Annotated in this window: 14 protein-coding genes; 13 read left to right on the plus strand and 1 reads right to left on the minus strand. The window is 46.4% G+C overall.

Going from position 1 to position 16,943, the window contains the following annotated elements; translation table 11 throughout:
- Window positions 1-22 precede the first annotated feature (22 nt).
- From INP79_RS11825 to INP79_RS11835, 3 genes are read left to right on the plus strand one after another with little or no spacing between them, the layout of a single operon-like run.
- Window positions 23-3,217, plus strand: a complete 3,195-nt coding sequence (locus INP79_RS11825) for a response regulator (RefSeq protein ID WP_194754433.1) — start codon at window positions 23-25, stop codon at window positions 3,215-3,217.
- 21 nt (window positions 3,218-3,238) lie between these two features.
- The gene (locus tag INP79_RS11830; RefSeq protein WP_194754434.1) at window positions 3,239-3,598 is read left to right on the plus strand and encodes a response regulator; all 360 of its coding nucleotides are present in this window, start codon (window positions 3,239-3,241) and stop codon (window positions 3,596-3,598) included.
- Between the two features lie 42 nt (window positions 3,599-3,640).
- On the plus strand, window positions 3,641-4,717 hold the full coding sequence (locus tag INP79_RS11835; RefSeq protein WP_194754435.1) for a two-component system response regulator: 1,077 nt from the start codon (window positions 3,641-3,643) through the stop codon (window positions 4,715-4,717).
- A 221-nt stretch (window positions 4,718-4,938) separates the two neighbouring features.
- On the opposite strand, the gene INP79_RS11840 is transcribed toward INP79_RS11835, so the two are convergent.
- A complete protein-coding gene (locus INP79_RS11840) occupies window positions 4,939-6,330 on the minus strand; it encodes a PLP-dependent aminotransferase family protein (RefSeq protein ID WP_194754436.1) in 1,392 nt (463 codons plus the stop codon).
- Window positions 6,331-6,636: 306 nt separating this feature from the next.
- Between INP79_RS11840 and INP79_RS11845 the strand changes: the two genes are divergently transcribed.
- The 10 genes from INP79_RS11845 to scpA all read left to right on the plus strand — a co-directional run bounded on the left by INP79_RS11845 (window position 6,637) and on the right by scpA (window position 16,916).
- Window positions 6,637-7,860: a porin gene (locus INP79_RS11845; protein WP_194754437.1), complete on the plus strand. Its 1,224-nt coding sequence runs from the start codon at window positions 6,637-6,639 to the stop codon at window positions 7,858-7,860.
- Window positions 7,861-8,170: 310 nt separating this feature from the next.
- Complete coding sequence (locus INP79_RS11850; RefSeq protein WP_194754438.1) at window positions 8,171-8,653, plus strand: MSMEG_0572/Sll0783 family nitrogen starvation response protein; 483 nt, start codon at window positions 8,171-8,173, stop codon at window positions 8,651-8,653.
- Window positions 8,654-8,696: 43 nt separating this feature from the next.
- A complete protein-coding gene (locus INP79_RS11855) occupies window positions 8,697-9,707 on the plus strand; it encodes a Nit6803 family nitrilase (protein WP_194754439.1) in 1,011 nt (336 codons plus the stop codon).
- Window positions 9,679-10,797 carry an MSMEG_0568 family radical SAM protein gene (locus tag INP79_RS11860; protein WP_194754440.1) on the plus strand — a complete coding sequence of 373 codons (1,119 nt, stop codon included), beginning with the start codon at window positions 9,679-9,681 and terminating at the stop codon, window positions 10,795-10,797. The genes INP79_RS11855 and INP79_RS11860 overlap by 29 nt, the downstream gene beginning before the upstream one ends.
- Window positions 10,790-11,371, plus strand: coding sequence for an MSMEG_0567/Sll0786 family nitrogen starvation N-acetyltransferase (locus tag INP79_RS11865; RefSeq protein ID WP_194754441.1), 582 nt, complete (start codon window positions 10,790-10,792; stop codon window positions 11,369-11,371). The genes INP79_RS11860 and INP79_RS11865 overlap by 8 nt, the downstream gene beginning before the upstream one ends.
- A gap of 2 nt (window positions 11,372-11,373) precedes the next feature.
- Window positions 11,374-12,348: a sll0787 family AIR synthase-like protein gene (locus tag INP79_RS11870; RefSeq protein WP_194754442.1), complete on the plus strand. Its 975-nt coding sequence runs from the start codon at window positions 11,374-11,376 to the stop codon at window positions 12,346-12,348.
- A 30-nt stretch (window positions 12,349-12,378) separates the two neighbouring features.
- Window positions 12,379-12,675 carry an MSMEG_0570 family nitrogen starvation response protein gene (locus INP79_RS11875; RefSeq protein ID WP_194754443.1) on the plus strand — a complete coding sequence of 99 codons (297 nt, stop codon included), beginning with the start codon at window positions 12,379-12,381 and terminating at the stop codon, window positions 12,673-12,675.
- A gap of 32 nt (window positions 12,676-12,707) precedes the next feature.
- Window positions 12,708-13,994: an MSMEG_0569 family flavin-dependent oxidoreductase gene (locus INP79_RS11880; RefSeq protein ID WP_194754444.1), complete on the plus strand. Its 1,287-nt coding sequence runs from the start codon at window positions 12,708-12,710 to the stop codon at window positions 13,992-13,994.
- Between the two features lie 11 nt (window positions 13,995-14,005).
- A complete protein-coding gene (locus INP79_RS11885; protein WP_194754445.1) occupies window positions 14,006-14,836 on the plus strand; it encodes a Pnap_2097 family protein in 831 nt (276 codons plus the stop codon).
- Window positions 14,826-16,916, plus strand: a complete 2,091-nt coding sequence (scpA, locus tag INP79_RS11890; RefSeq protein ID WP_194754446.1) for a methylmalonyl-CoA mutase — start codon at window positions 14,826-14,828, stop codon at window positions 16,914-16,916. The genes INP79_RS11885 and scpA overlap by 11 nt, the downstream gene beginning before the upstream one ends.
- Window positions 16,917-16,943 lie beyond the last annotated feature (27 nt).

Raw genomic sequence — 16,943 nt, forward strand, 5'->3', positions numbered from 1 at the left:
TGAACGGCAAGGTTTCATTGGTATGAGTTCGAAAAAGAAAGAGCTGTGGGCGCTGGAATCCGTCATTATTTATGGATTCATCAGTTTCTTTGTATTGCTCGTTTTGCTTGGTATTACCAGCATGGTCTACCTGCAGCGTTTCGCTGAAAATAACCGCTGGGTCAGCCATACTAACGAGGTCATTTCCAAGCTGGATAAAGGCCTGGTGCTATTCAATCAACTAGAAGTTTCACAACGCGGCTTCCTGCTCACGGCTGATGATAGCTCTATTACACGCCGCGACGCGGCACTGGCTGACTTACAAAAAGATGTCACCGAGCTTGCCGTACTGACCAAAGATAACTACTTCCAGCAGCAGCAAATTACCCAATTGAGGCAACTGATTGATAAGCGGATTATTTACTTTAATCACATTATCGAGATTGCGCGCACCACTTCGGCCGATAAACTAAAAGAGACTCTGCGTAAAGACTATATCCGCAGGGAAGACATGCTTGAGATTCGTGGTGTCTTTAGTGCAATGTCACTTGAAGAGCAGAACCTGCTCACTGACCGTACACAATCTGAACAGAGCCACGCCAAAGACCTGCTAACGCTGCTTGCGGTCATGTCTATTGCCATTTTAATTTTTTTCCCACTGCTGATCTGGCGTATTCAGCGGGACCTGCATATCCGCAAACAAGCCTCCACAGAGCAAAAACGACTCACGGATATCCTTGATGCTTCGCCTGACCTCATCGCCAACGCAAATCTGCAGGGAGATTTCTTTTACCTGAATAGCGGCGGGCGCAAGCTCCTGGGCATTGGTGAACAGGAAGAAATCACACCTCAGGCGATTTCGCACATACGGCCAGACTGGGCGACTGATTTAATCCATCATCAAGCAATCCCTGCTGCGTTAAGCAGTGGCGTCTGGAGTGGCGAGTCTGCTTATATTACCCGCGCCGGCATACAGATTCCTGTGTCACAAGTCATCGTGGCGCATCGGGATGTGGATGGAATGCCGTCACATTTATCGATGGTTGCACGCAATGTCAGCGACTTTAAACAGATTCAAGTCGACCTGACCAACGCAGCTATTTATGACCAAACCCATAGCGAGGTTTTAAGGTTATTCAATGCCAATGATGACCGCGCAACAATCTTGACCGGCATGCTGGACATTCTAGCCAACAACCATGCGCTGCCGGTCTCGGCCATTTATGGTTATGATGAATGGAGTGGCTGCTATCAGCTGGAGAGCACGCATGCGGCCCCGATCGATATCCTCAATGAGTTTAAATTGGGGCATGGCGTGATCGGGGAGGCCATTCAAAAGAACCAGACACTGATACTGGGCGATACCAACGAGTTACCATCACTGACCATTGAAGCCGGGCTGGTATCTATCAAGCCAGCTGGCATCATCATCTGCCCGGTGACCTACCAGGAAAAGCGCCTGGCCGTACTGGTGCTTGCAGCCACTCAAAGCCTTACCGAGCGCGACCAAACCTTTATCGAGCGCTTGGCTGCGCAGCTTGGTGTCGCGCTGCATAATATTCAGCAATATGGTGACCTCAAATTACTGGCCGAACAGTTGCACCTGCGTAGTGAAGAAATCGGCTCAAAAAACGAACAGCTACTCGAAGCAGACCGCATGAAATCTGAATTCCTGGCCACCATGTCGCATGAACTACGAACGCCACTCAATGCCATTATCGGCTTCTCCGAGATCCTGCGGGATGGCTTAACTGGGCCGTTAGCAGACAAGCAAAAAGAGTATATCAGCGATATTTTTGAAAGCGGGCAGCACCTGCTGTCATTGATTAATGATGTACTGGATTTGTCAAAAATAGAAGCAGGCCGCATGGAGCTTGAACCTGAAATCGCCGACGTTAAAGTGCTGCTGCAAAACAGCCTCTCTATTGTTAAGGAAAAAGCCACTACGCAACATATCAAACTGCAAGCGGACTTATCGGAAGACTTAGGCAATGCGTGGTTGGATGCACGAAAGGTGAAGCAGATTATTTATAATCTGCTGTCCAATGCCGTTAAATTTACGCCTGAAGGCGGGCAGATAACCTTGCAAGCCAGCTTGCTTGAGCGTGCCGCCGTACTTGAGCAGACCAAAGACATTCCGTCACACCAGATATCGCCCATAGGTAACGCGCAACACTTCATTCAGATTGCCATTACCGATACCGGGATAGGCATTGAGGCGCAGGACATTGAGCGTCTATTCCAACCCTTTGTTCAACTAGAAAGCACGCTTTCCCGGCGTTTTGAGGGCACAGGGCTAGGGCTGGCACTCGTGCGCAAGCTGGCAGAGCTGCATGGCGGCGCAGTCGCCGTCCGCAGCACGCCAGGGGAGGGCAGTACATTCACGGTCTGGCTGCAATATAAAGTCAATCTGCTGGCACCTGAAAATACCATTCATCAGGCTAAAGAGACCGCCGGTCAATTATTAAATAAAGAGTCACCGCATGTGCTGGTTCTGGAGGATGATGACCGTGCCGCCGACTTGATCAGGTTGCAACTGGAATCTGACCATTGCCGTGTGACGCGTGCAGCCACCGCCGAAATTGCCCTGGCTATTTTGGCCGATGGTGCGCCACCTGATTTAATTACGCTGGATATTTTGCTGCCAGGCATGGATGGCTGGGAATTTTTGACAAAGCTCAAGGCTAATCAGAAGCTGGCCCATATTCCGGTAGTGATCCTGTCTATTGTCGCGGACAGCAACCGAGGCCTATCACTCGGCGCAGCTCAGGTATTACAAAAACCCGTTTCTGCCGATGATTTACATACAGCGCTTGGCAAGCTGGGATTGACATCCCCAATCAACAATCAAGCCAGCGTGAAGGTATTGGTTGTCGACGATGACCCTAAAGCCGTAGAAATTATTTCGTCTTATCTTGAGCATGCCAGATACTCGGTGATGCGTGCTTATGGCGGCCATGAGGCCGCTCAAATTGCAAAACAACAGAAACCAGACCTAATCATCCTGGATTTAATGATGCCGGAAGTTAATGGCTTTGAGGTGGTCGAAGAGCTAAAACAGGACAAACGTACGGCAAAAATCCCTATCATTATCGTCACCTCAAAATTCCTGGCACCAGCAGAACACCACGTGCTTAAAGGCCATGTATTAGCCGTCCTCGAAAAATCTGAATTTAATCATGGCAACTTCTTAAGCGAAGTGCATCGCGCATTGGCTGGCCAGGCCAAGCAGCCGTAATATCAAGAAGAGAGGGTGGGCATGGCGAAAATACTCATCGTTGAAGACAATCCTAACAATATGAAACTGGCGCAACTGCTGCTTGAAAGCTCTGGACACGAGGTACTACAGGCCGTTAACGCGCTGGATGGCCTGGACATTGCACGTAGCCTGTTACCCGCAGTGATCCTCATGGATATTCAGCTTCCAGGCATGGATGGCCTGACCGCGACACGACTGCTTAAAGAAGATGCTCAAACCAGTCATATCAAAATCATCGCGCTCACGGCCTTTGCCATGAAGGGGGATGAAGAGAAAATGCGCCAGGCAGGGTGCGACAGCTATATCGCAAAACCTATCCGCTATAAAGAGTTTCTGCAAACAGTAGATGCCTTACTTTAAAGCAGACATCACCAGAAAATACGCTTGCAGGGGACCCATCACATGGATATGAAAGTCACGCGTAAAACCATTCTGATTGTCGATGATGAAGAAAACAATCGTGCCTTCCTGGAAGCCTTGCTCACCGCTGAAGGCTACGCCACACTGCAAGCCCACGATGGCAAAATGGCGCTCGAAATGACCTTAAGCCATCAACCAGACCTGATTCTGCTGGATGCCATGATGCCGGTATTGAACGGCTTCGAGCTGGCTGAACAATTAAAAAATAATGAAGCGACAAAAATCATTCCGATTATTATGCTCACGGCATTGATAGACCGCACGTCCAAAATGCGCGCCCTGCAATGTGGTGTTGAAGAGTTTGTCACCAAACCCATAGACAGGGCCGAGCTCTGGATCAGAGTGCGTAACTTGCTGCGACTAAAGGAATATAACGACTTCCTGACCGATTATAGCCATACACTGGAAATACAGGTAGAAGAGCGGACCGCGCAATTGCTCACCAGTTACTTTGACTCCATGTTCAGCATTATGCGTGCGGCAGAGTTCAGGGATAAAGAAACCGGCGAGCACATTCACCGCATCGCCTTTTACTGCAAAGAACTGGCAACAGATTTGGGCATGGACTCAAATTTTATTGATACGATATATCATGCCAGCCCGCTACATGATGTCGGCAAAATTGGTATCCCGGACCATATCTTACTCAAACCGGGCCCACACACAGATGAGGAGTGGGAAGTGATGAAAACCCACACTGTCTTGGGCAATAGTATTTTAGGGCACGGCAAAAGTACCTCACCATTTACCATCATGGGTGCAGAAATCGCCTTAAACCATCACGAGCGCTGGGATGGCACCGGCTATCCGAATGGTCTGCAACAAGAACAAATCCCATTATCAGCACGCATCATGATGATGAGCGATGTCTATGATGCGCTGCGTAGCAAACGCCCATACAAGCCAGCGTACTCACACGAGCATACGTTGCAAATTATCATGCAAGGCGACGGCCGTACGCAGCCTGAACACTTTGATCCATGCATACTCAATGCATTCAAAAAACTCGCCAATCGTTTCAGAGAGATCTTCGACGAACACTCAGACGGTGCAGATTAAGCATCTGTCAAATTCAGCATCTTGCGTTCTTGCCTGAACAGCTGGATGAATAGCCACAACATTAATTTAACTTCTCTGAACTCTGAGTAAGTTCGTGAACATATTTCAATTTAAAACAATCAGTTGAACTTCACGAAGTAATATTTACTTCGTGAATTCTTTTAAAAGAATAGAGCTAGAGGCCATTTGTTCATGAGTTGCTTTACCCATTCATACATGCTTTACATAATCTGCAGGTGCATATGATGAGGGTACTCCAATGTATCGGCTATAATTTTCAAGCTGTGCTCACACTCTTCTCTTGTAGTGGGGCCACCTAAGCAAATTCTGACGGCATCTGGTGGATTATTATCCGTGCAGAATGCGGAACTAGATACGACGCTAATACCATTAGATCTTAAATGAACAGCAAGTTCGGATGGGCTCCACCCTGTTGTATTGGGCACTGGAAGCCATATATGAAATCCTTCCGGGTGTGACATGAATTGCCACATATCTAATATGCGACTGGCCAAGCGGACACGAGTTGCCGACTCAGATCGAATAGCCTTCAGCATGTCATCAACAATGCCATTCTTGATCCAATTGGTAATTAATAGATTAGTGATGGGGCTAGACATTACAGATGTGGCTCTTAAAGAGCCTGCTAAACGTTGCGCCTGTCTTTGAGAAGGGGCTGCGACAAAGGCAGTTCTAAGTCCTGCACCAAAGCACTTGGAAAAGCCGCTGATATACCAGGTCACCTCTGGGGCGATGCTTGCGATAGTGTCCAATCTGTCAGTTGGTAGCATGCCATACGCGTCATCCTCAATAATTGGAACGTTAAAGCGGATCGCAACATCAGCAAGAGCTTCCCTCCGATGTTTGGTCATCGTCAATGTGCTTGGGTTTTGAATGGTGGGATTGCAATAGAAGCCTTTGATTCTCTTGGTTTTACAAGCTTCCTCAAAAGCAGAAACTACGGGCCCGTCTTTATCACTAGGAATGGATAACAGAGTGATGCCCAGTTGAGCTGCAATCGCCTTAATGCCCGGATAGACCAGGTCCTCGACACAGATGGTTTCCCCTGGTCTAGCTAAGTTGGTCATTAATGCTAGTAGTACCGAGTGTATGCCAGGGCACACCAGAACTTGCTCTGCGCCGCAGGTGGGAACGTATTGTTTCAACCATGAGGCGGCCACCTGTCTTTCTTCTGGAGTGCCTCCAAAGTCTTGGTATCTCAACAGGTCGTATAGGTCGGCATTTGAAACTATTCTTGCAGCATCTTCCTTGATCTTTTGTGCCACGGACATGGGTTCTGGTGGCATGTTCATGGTCATTGCAATGCTGCTGCCATCTCTTAGTTTAAATGCTGGAGGTTTACCTTTGATGAAGGTGCCTGAGCCGGCTTGAGAGTCTATGAGGCCACGGCGTTTAGCTTCACTGTAAGCTCTGGATATCGTTGTGTAATTTAAATCTAGAAATTGAGACAGCTCTCTTAGGGTAGGTAATTGATCCCGAGGACGTAATCTTTCGTTGCTTATATCCTCTTCTATCAAATCTGCCACAAGTAGATATGCAGGTTTGTTGCTATCTTTTAAGCGCTTTATCCAGTGTTGAATATTCGGGGCCATCTTTTATTTCCCTAGAAATCTAAAAAGCATGTATCGACTTTTATACTGCACTGGCACCATTTTGTGGCGACCAAACTTTCAATATTGCACCTAATTGAACCATGAAATCACTTCTAGCCGAGGAGCAATATTTCTTTCAATAAATCGATAAAAAAACTTAAAGTCCTATTAGCAATAATATATCAATATGATTGCATATTGATTGCTTTTTGTTAAAAAGTAAATGGCATGGCTGTTGCTGAACTGGGTTAGCGCATCTCCAGGTGCGTTTATCACTTAACTATTAACTCAGGGAATGTAGAGCCTATGAAAAAGAATGCAGTTTCAAAAACTAAACTAAAGTTAGTCCTTGCCCAGGCGATGCTCGGGATGGTTGCCAGTAATGCTCATGCTGGTGCCACTATTAGCTTTGGTGAAGATAAATTTCTCCATTTGGGCTTAGGCTTAAGAGCTGCTTACACTTCAGCTTCAGATGGTGCCGCAGATGGCAAATCTCGCTCCAATGATTTCGATGTATATAGTACTCGTATCTACACCAGTGCCCAGTTGAATAGGGTTATTAAAGGCACACTGAACCTTGAAGGCACACATGGTGCTGAAAGCACAACCGGCGGCTCTAAACTTGGTGAGAATTTTGAAATCTATGAGGCGATCGCGCAATTTGAGTTTGCACCCGAATTCAATCTTTGGGCTGGGCGCATGCTAACACCAAGCGATCGTTCCAACTTGGATGGACCATACTTTCTGTCCTCCTGGCTGTATCCAGGTGTTGTTGCTCAATATCCAAGCCAGCTGGCTGGCCGTGATACTGGTGTGACCGTGTGGGGTAAATTGATTGACCAGCATTTAATCTACTCAGTTGGATCCTTTGAGGGGCACAACAACTTCAAAGGCGCCTCCAGTGAAGATGATAATTTGCTCTATGCAGGGCGTGTGCAATATGACTTTTGGGGTGAGGGCATGACCCCAGCTTACTACACTGCCAGTACCTTCTATGGGAAGGATTACTTATCTATCGGCTTTGCATCTCAATATCAAAAGAATGGTGTGGGCAGTGCAAATTTAAAAGGCGATTACCTGGCATATAACGCAGATTTGCTTTGGGAAAAGGATGTTGGTTTCGGCTTTCTCGATGTAGAGGCGGGCATATATAAATTCGATACTGATGGGAGATCAGATGTATCAAAATCACTATTAACCTCTACTCCAAGCTTGACTGCAAACGTTGGTGGCATCAAGCAAGGCAAAGCCTATCTGTTTTCATCAGCCTTATTATTCCCTCAGCAGATTGGTTGGGGAAAGCTGCAACCTTACTTCAGATATCAAAAGTTTGATGCTGACTCAACAAAGGGTGATGGCGGCGCTCTGTCGGTCGACGTGCTCTCCAGTGAAACCAAGCAATACGATTACGGCGTGCACTACGTGATTGATGGTCACAATGCACGGTTAAGTGCCACTTACACTAAAAATGACTACTCAAACGCTAAAGACGAGAACAAGGTAACACTTGGCGTTCAGCTGCAGTTCTAATTTTAAAGATTCTCAAACCTCTCTCTTTGCCTGGCCTAACGTCGGGCTTTTTTTATTCAGGCGATCCAAACAAGTGCATCCAAAATGGTGCGCATTGAATCAATTTGGTGCGCATGGGCTTCCAGTTGGCGGGCGGTAAATAACCAACCAAATTTCCTAAAAAAATTACTGCCGATCAATACCAATTTATTTCATATTGATTGCAAATTGATTGCATTATTTAAATTAATTGATGGCATACCGATTGCTATTGTCACTGTGAAGAGAAAATGAGTTCTTTTCATTTTGAAAATCATTTATGGAGAAAAAAATGCCTGCAATCACAGCACCCAAACATCAAGACGGAGACTTTTTCGTTGATTTTGAAGAGAAGGTATTTGAAGACGTAAAAGCGGAGCCAGGTCAGAAGGCTTTGGTGACTTTCCACACAGTAGCGTTCGAAGGCTCCATCGGCTTTGTAAACATGCTGCAAGCAACTCGCCTGCAACGCAAAGGCTTTGAGACATCCATTCTACTCTACGGCCCAGGTGTAACTCTCGGTGTTCAACGCGGCTTTCCAAAGTTGGGTGATGAGGCATTTCCTGGCCACTTGAACTTCAATCGTCAGCTGACAAAGTTCATGGCTGAAGGTGGGAAGGTCTATGCATGCCGTTTTGCATTGCAAGCGCTGTACGGTCATGGTGAGCCTGCATTGATCGAAGGCATTCGCCCAATCAATCCTCTGGATGTTCTGGATTTGAAGCTGTTACACGTGCGTGACAACGCTGTGATTATCGACACCTGGACTGTGTAATTAAATCTAGGACTGTGTAATTAAATAAGGGATAGGTATCACGATGTCAGAAAAGCGAATTATTAAGGCGGCAGCAGTTCAGATTACTCCTGATTTTGAATCGGCTGATGGAACTGCGAAGAAGGTTTGTAGTGTCATTGATGAGGCAGGTGCCAAGGGGGTACAAATTATCGTCTTCCCTGAAACATTTCTCCCTTATTACCCATACTTCTCCTTCATTACTCCGCCAGTGCTTGCCGGTGCTGAGCATTTGAAGCTTTATGAGAAGAGTGTCGTGATACCTGGCCCGATTACCCAGGCAATTTCAGAGCGTGCCAGGACCAATCAAATGGTTGTCGTGTTAGGCGTCAATGAGCGTGACAACGGCAGCTTATACAACACTCAATTAATCTTCGATGCTAGCGGTGAAGTGCTGCTCAAGCGAAGAAAAATTACACCCACTTATCATGAGCGAATGATATGGGGGCAGGGCGATGCGGCTGGGCTGAAAGTCGTTGATACCAAAGTTGGTCGTGTCGGCGCACTTGCCTGCTGGGAGCATTACAACCCATTAGCTAGATATTCACTGATGACACAGCATGAAGAAATTCATTGTGCTCAATTCCCAGGCTCCATGGTTGGTCAAATTTTCGCCGATCAAATGGAAGTCACTATTCGCCACCACGCACTTGAATCTGGTTGCTTCGTGATCAATTCGACGGGCTGGCTGACAGATGATCAGATCAAATCAATTACGGATGACCCCAAAATGCAAAAAGCATTAAGAGGTGGCTGTAACACCGCAATTATTTCGCCAGAAGGGCAGCACTTAGCTGATCCATTAAGAGAAGGCGAGGGCATGGTGATTGCTGACTTGGATATGTCCTTAATCACTAAGCGAAAAAGAATGATGGACTCCGTCGGTCATTACTCACGACCGGAGCTGTTAAGCCTGGCGATTAATGACACGCCAACAAAAACAATATTTCCAATGAACGAGGGGCGACCACAAAACGAACAAATGCACATCGCAGAGGAGTTGAAAAATGAAGACAAGCTTGGCAGTTCAAACTAAACAGCAACTCATTACTGAATTGCAGTCCATTGGTCTGCGATTAGAACAACCAAACATTGGTGCCTCTAGCAGGCGAGGTGGCGCGGGTCCTTCTGATCATAAGGCGGTCACGATTGATGGTGTCACTGTCATGGTGCCGGTGCATACGAATACAGCATGGAATTCATCATTCAAGGCTGATATTCCGGATCAAGCAGGTGTAAGTAAGCTGTTGAAGGGGATTATACCCATCGCTGAGATTAGCTTTCCAAAGGCACCTAAGTTCTACGATCTGAAAACAGAGGACGGCATTCCTTACTCACATATTGCGACATTGCATAGCGCTGATGTGTTAGCGACAACTGTGCTTCAAACATGTGTGAGATACGAAAGTAAAAAGCAGTCATGCAAATTTTGTTCGATTGGCCAGTCGTTATCTGCTGGAAGAACGATTCCTTATAAAACGCCAAGTCAATTAGCGGAGGTTGCAAGTGCAGCCGTTCGCCTTGACGGTGTAAAACACATGATTTTAACAACAGGCACACCTGCAACGGATGACCGTGGGGCCAAAATTCTGTGTGAAAGTGTCGCAGCCATTAAAGCTGCAGTAGATCTGCCTGTTCAAGTTCAATGCGAACCACCAGAGGATCTTAATTGGTTTAATCGCATGAAAGATGTAGGCGTTGATTCAATTGGCCTGCATTTGGAGGCAGTGACCCAAGAAGTTAGAGAGAAAGTCATGCCCGGGAAAGCTCAAGTAAGCCTGGATAAGTATTTTGAAGCCTTCGAAGCCGCTGTTGCAGTATTTGGTCGAGGCCAGGTGAATACATACATCCTTGCCGGCCTGGGTGATAGCAAAGAGGCTATTTTGAGCATGTCAGAACAGTTGATCGACATCGGAGTTTATCCTTTCGTTGTGCCTTTTGTACCCATCACAGGAACCCCTCTCGAAGACCATCCGGCCCCAACGCCAGACTTTATGCGCTCGATTCTGGAACCTTTGGGTGGCATGCTCAAACGGGCAAAAATGACCTCTGAGGACATCAAAGCGGGTTGTGGTAAATGTGGCGCCTGTTCATCTCTGTCTACATATGAGGTGGAACATGCTTGATTCTTCTCTACAAGGCGACCATTCAAGTTTTGATTACCCAATTTATGCGGAATTTCCCAAATATCAGCCGGTTGAGTATCTGATCAAATGGGCAACCTCGGCATGGGAGATTGAGCAAGCAATGCAAATTCGTAAAGATGTTTTTTGCGAAGAGCAGGGCATCTTTGATGGCAATGATAAAGATGCGATTGATGAAAAAGCGCAAATTATCGTCGCCCTGTCATGTGAAGCTGGTCACCCAGATGCTGTAGTAGGCACGGTGCGTATCCATGAGGATGAGCCTGGCGTTTGGTACGGATCACGCCTTGCAGTTCATCAAAAGTTCAGGTCTCAAGGAAAGCTTGGCGCTTCGCTTATCAAGCTGGCTGTGAGTAGCGCGAACTGGGTCGGTTGCACGACCTTTTTAGCGCATGTTCAAAGTCAAAACGTACCCTTGTTCAGACGCTTGCATTGGGACATCTTACAGCAGGAGACGCTGCTCAACCGCTCGCATCACTTGATGCAAGCCCGGTTGGATAAGTATCCCGCCTTTAAAAAGCCAACTGAAGGCTTCGTGATTCAGGCCAGGAGTTGATCATGGCTCTCAATGAAATTGTGAAGTCACTGAAGGCAAGCAGGTTCTTCCAACATAAACACGATATTTCAGATGTGCTTGGTTATTTAAACAAGGTTGTACCTGTTAACTCAGCCCAGGACATTCTGATTGGCGACGATTGTGCCGCGATTCCTGATGGTGATGAATATCTCCTGTTTGCTATCGAAGGCCTCGTTGGCGAGTTTGTCCGGGAAATGCCAGAGTTTGCCGGTTACAGCGGAGTCATGGTGAATATCAGTGACATCTATGCCATGGGCGGGCGGCCATTAGCGGTGGTGAATGCTCTCTGGAGCGAGGGAGCCATCAATGCTAAAGCCATTGTCGAGGGTATGGCAAAAGCCTCAAAAGCTTATGGTGTTCCTATTGTCGGTGGGCACTCTAACGTCAGGTCTAATCAAGGCCAGTTAGCAGTATCCATTTTGGGCAAGGCCAAGAAATTATTATCAAGCTTTAATGCGCGCCCTGGCGACAAGCTTCTGATGGCTATCGATATGCGAGGCAAGTTTGAAAGCGCATATCCGTATTGGAATGCATCAACAAAGGCCTCTTCAGAAAGACTGAGGGGCGATCTCGAAATACTTCCAACGCTGGCGGAAGAGGGACTATGTGATGCCGCTAAAGATATCAGCATGGCTGGTGTCATAGGTACATCCATCATGCTGCTGGAGTGCTCAAAGGCTGGAGCCCATATAAACCTGGATGCATTACCAATTCCTGCAGACGTTCCTATGCTGCGTTGGTTATCTGCGTTCCCAAGCTTTGGTTTCATTTTGTCGGTCAGACCAGAGAACAGTGACGCCGTCATCAAGAAGTTCAAAGACAGATTCATTGCCTGCCAGGAAATTGGAAGTATCAACAATACGAAATTAGTCACTCTTGGCTATCAAGGCAATACAGAAACCCTCTGGGATTTGAATACTAATAATTTTATTTTGCCCTCTGTCAGTGCGGACTGACTGAGGCTTAAAGCTCGAAAAGGAGAACCTATGCCTAGCGTTTATTTTAATGTTGTCTGGCCAGATGAAAGCCGGTCCCAATGCTACTCACCTTCAACAGTGATCAAACAGTTCTTAGTTGAGGGCGAGTCTTATGAAGTTGACGTCTTCATGGAAAAAGTGAGAGAGGGACTGGCACAAGCGTCTGAAAAAGTCAGGGCTAAATATGGATACAGCTGCTCAGCTGCGGCAGATCAATTAAAAACCATTGAGGACTTGGTTGCGAAAGGCAACTTCCCTAAAGGATCAAAAATTCTCATCAGAAGAATTACTGAGAACGACCTTTAAACCAAGCCATTAATCATTACTGAGGAAAGAACATGAACAACACAATTCAATCGAATTTAACCTTCAACAAAAGCCATTTCTCTGTGATCGTGGTCGGCGGCGGCCAAGCTGGATTATCACTCAGCTACTATTTGCAGCAGACAAACACTGATCACCTGGTCATTGAAAAGCATACGGCAACTCATGCATGGCGCACACAACGCTGGGACACATTCTGTCTTGTGACACCTAACTGGCAATGTAACTTACCAGGCTACTCCTATAGTGGCGCCGATCCTCACGGCTTCATGGTTAAAGAGGAAATCATTGCCTTCCTGGATGGCTTCATTAAGCATGTGAACCCACCAATCAAAGAGGGCGTTGAGGTTAAACAAGTGAAATCTCTTCCTCAAGGCGGTTTTGCTGTGACAACGTCTGATGGTGAGTACACGGCTGACCAAGTAGTTGTGGCATCAGGTGGCTACCATGTGCCGATTATTCCAAGAATGGCGGAAAGAATTCCGGCAACCGTTAAACAAATTCACTCGGAGCAATATCGCAACCCGAGCATGCTACCTGAGGGGGCTGTTCTGGTTGTTGGCTCCGGTCAATCAGGTGCTCAAATCGCAGAGGACCTACATTTGGCCGGCCGTAAAGTGTTCCTGGCCGTTGGGGATGCTCCAAGATGCGCTCGCTTCTACAGGGGTAAAGATGTAGTGGATTGGTTGGCAGATATGAACTACTACGACTTACCAGTTGACCAGCATCCATTACGCGAAGGTGTGCGTGATAACACCAACCATTATGTAACTGGTCGCGATGGCGGTAGAGATATCGACTTGCGTAGATTTGCCAGCGAAGGCATGCAGTTATTTGGATTCCTGAATGACTTCAAAGATGGTGTATTTGAATTTAGCGGCAATTTGAGCGAGTTGTTAGATCAGGCCGATGCCGTCTATAACCGTATTAATCAGACAATTGATAAATACATTGCAGAAAATAATATTGATGCGCCAGCTTCCTCTAGCTATGCACCTGTATGGAAGCCTGAAAAGGAAAACTTAGAGTTAGACCTGGCTAACTCTGGTATTACAAGCATTGTCTGGTGCATTGGCTTCAGACCAGATTTTAGCTGGATCGATGCGCCTATATTTACTGGCCGTGGCTATCCATCCCATACACGTGGGATCACTCCACAAGCGGGGCTTTACTTCCTTGGATTGCCATGGCTCTACACTTGGGGGTCAGGCAGATTCTCAGGCATTGATCGTGATGCCAAATATATTTCCGAAGCGATTAGTTCAGCCAAATCAAAGATCGAAGCTAAGGAAGCTGCTTAAGGAGTATGAGTTTGCAAGAAGAAGTCTACATCGCTGGCATGCCTCAATTGTCTTATGAGGGGCTATCAGAGAACTGGTTGCTCAAAGAGTGTGGTCATCGCCATTGGTTGGGGTTGGCTGAGCTCAATAACCAAGAGTTACCTGAGTTCTTTGATCTATCTGGGAACAAAGCATATGCGGCGTTTACTGCGGTAAAGATTAAGTCTAAATCACTGGAGGGTATCGATGAGAATCAGTCCTTTTCGATACGCTCAGAGGTTGCCAGGGTTGGGCCAGCTAGATACCTGGGAGAGCATACTGTCACGTCCAGAAGCTTTCAATGTGCTCAGGTAACGATGCTCTCCACTTTCGTGTTCCGCCGTGAATTCAAGAACAATCAATCTGTCACAAGAGCGAGCTTTAAGGCAGAGCCTACGGAGTTTAATGGGGATCGTGAACAGCTGGATGAGTGGGTCGCCTTTGCAAAGATGGCTAGAAGCGGTAATTGGGTCGAGCATATGGGCATTAAGCGGTACTACACCGGAAAGAAACATGCCCTGACCTATACTCCTTGCCCACACTCAGATTTTAATGGAGCCAATTTCCTGTACTTCGCAAGCTTCCAAAACTATATCGATAAGGCTGAGTGGGAGTGGTTTAGAGGTGATGAGTTATGGGCCTTGGATTCTCGTGAGCTTTACTACTACGGCAACATCAATGTTGGTGACTCATTGACCATTACTTTAGGCTCAGTGGAGTTGTCGACGGATACACTACTGCATTGGTGTGAGGTCGTAAATAACCAGAACGTCAAAATTGCGGATGTCTTTACGATCAAGAGAAGGGCAAAACATGCAACCTAGCCTTATTCAAACCCCTGAGTCTGGGTTAAATATTGAAACCGGATTTAAGTATAAGCCCTTATATACAGCTGAGGACTTGCAGTGGATTACCCATCTGAATAGTAAACCAGGTGAGTTACCTTTTTTACGTGGTCCATACCCGACCATGTATACACAAAGGCCGTGGACAATAAGGCAGTATGCGGGATTTGGTGATGCCAAGACAACAAACCAGCTCTACCGTAATGCCGTAGGCAATGGGGCCAAAGGCCTTTCCGTTGCATTTGACCTGCCTACTCATAGAGGGTGGGACTCCGACAGCCCTCATGCAGCTGGAGACGTTGGCAAAGCAGGTGTTGCCATTGATAGCGTTGAAGATATGAAGGAGCTCCTTGCTGGGATACCACTGAATGACATCTCAGTTTCAATGACCATGAACGGTGCTGTATTGCCAATCATGGCGGCCTATATTGTTGCAGCAGATGAGCTTGGTTTTAATGTGGCGGACCTCAGCGGGACGATCCAAAACGATATTCTGAAAGAATTTATGGTAAGAAATACTTATATTTTCTCGCCAGAGATGTCACTCAGAATCGCTGCGGATATCGTTGAGTACAACGCCCAGAATATCCCCAGGTTCAACTCCATGTCTATTTCTGGATATCACTTTCAGGAAGCGGGTGCTGACCCTGTGCTTGAGCTTGCGTTAACCCTATCTAATGCAAAAACCTATATTGAGTATGCAATCAAGCAAGGCTGGGACATCAATAAATTCTGTGAGCATCTCACATTTTTCTTCTGCGTAGGTTCTGACTTTTACCTGGAAATTGCAAAACTGAGAGCGGCCAGATTGATATGGACCGAATTGCTTGAAAGCTATGGCGTAACCAGCAAAAAAGCAAAGGCACTCAGAATGCACTGCCAAACCTCGGGTTGGTCTTTGGTTGCAGGAGATCCATTGAATAATATTGCCCGTACGACAGCACAGGCCATGGCAGCGGCGTTTGGCGGTACTCAGTCTCTACATACCAACTCCTACGATGAAGCCTACTCATTGCCTACCGAACAATCATCAAAGGTGGCAAGGGACACTCAGCGAATTTTGCAGGAAGAAACTGGCATCTGCAATGTCATTGACCCATGGGCCGGATCCTACATGATGGAAAAAATTACGGCAGAAGTCATTGATGAAGTCAAAGCTGTTTTCAATCACATTGACTCTGCGGGCGGAATGTTAAAGGCCCTTGATGACAGCTTGATTCAGAAATTAATTCAGACACGTGCTGCAAAAACTCAGGCTAACCTTGACTCTGGAAAACAGAAAGTTGTTGGTGCGGATAATATTACGCACAAGACTGAGAGTCTTAATTTTGACTCAGATGTGATTCGTTTACAGCAAACAACTAAAATAAAGGCAATGAAGCTTTGTCGTGACGATATGAAAGTTCGACGCGCCCTTAAAAATCTCAGCAGAGTAGCTCAAAAAAGGCAGGGTAATTTGTTAAGTGCGACTATAGAGGCAATCAAATACCGAGCTACTATTCAAGAATGCACTGACGCTCTCACAAAAGCTTTTCCAAGGCATCAACAATTTCCTGTTTTGATTGAAGGCATCTATAAGGGTGAAATCGACGATCATCCTGAATGGATGACTGCTAAACAGGCAGTGAGCGATATTGCCGACCTTCTTAGTAGATCGCCTAGGGTGCTTGTAGCGAAAGTTGGTCAAGACGGGCATGATAGAGGAGCAAATGTCGTAACCTCTATTTTGTGTGATTCGGGTTGTGAGGTTAAACAACTTCCATTATTTATTCACATCGAAAACATCGTTTCTTATGCAAGTAATTTTGAGGCAGATATGATTGCCATTTCTTCTTTGGCGAATGCTCATAATGAACTAATCCCCCAATTAATGTACGAGCTAAGGTGTAAGAATATTGATATACCAGTAGTTTTAGGTGGCATTGTGCCTGTTGAGGATCATGAAGCCTTAAAAAGATACGGAGTGGCTTTTGTGATGGAACCCGGAGTGACGATTCAAAAAGCAATCCCTTCATTGATGAGTATTATTAAAAAAAGAAGTTTGAATAATTGGCCATGATTGTCAATTAGTAAGCCTAGACAGGTT

The organism is Methylophilus sp. QUAN (assembly GCF_015354445.1).
GTDB lineage: Bacteria > Pseudomonadota > Gammaproteobacteria > Burkholderiales > Methylophilaceae > Methylophilus.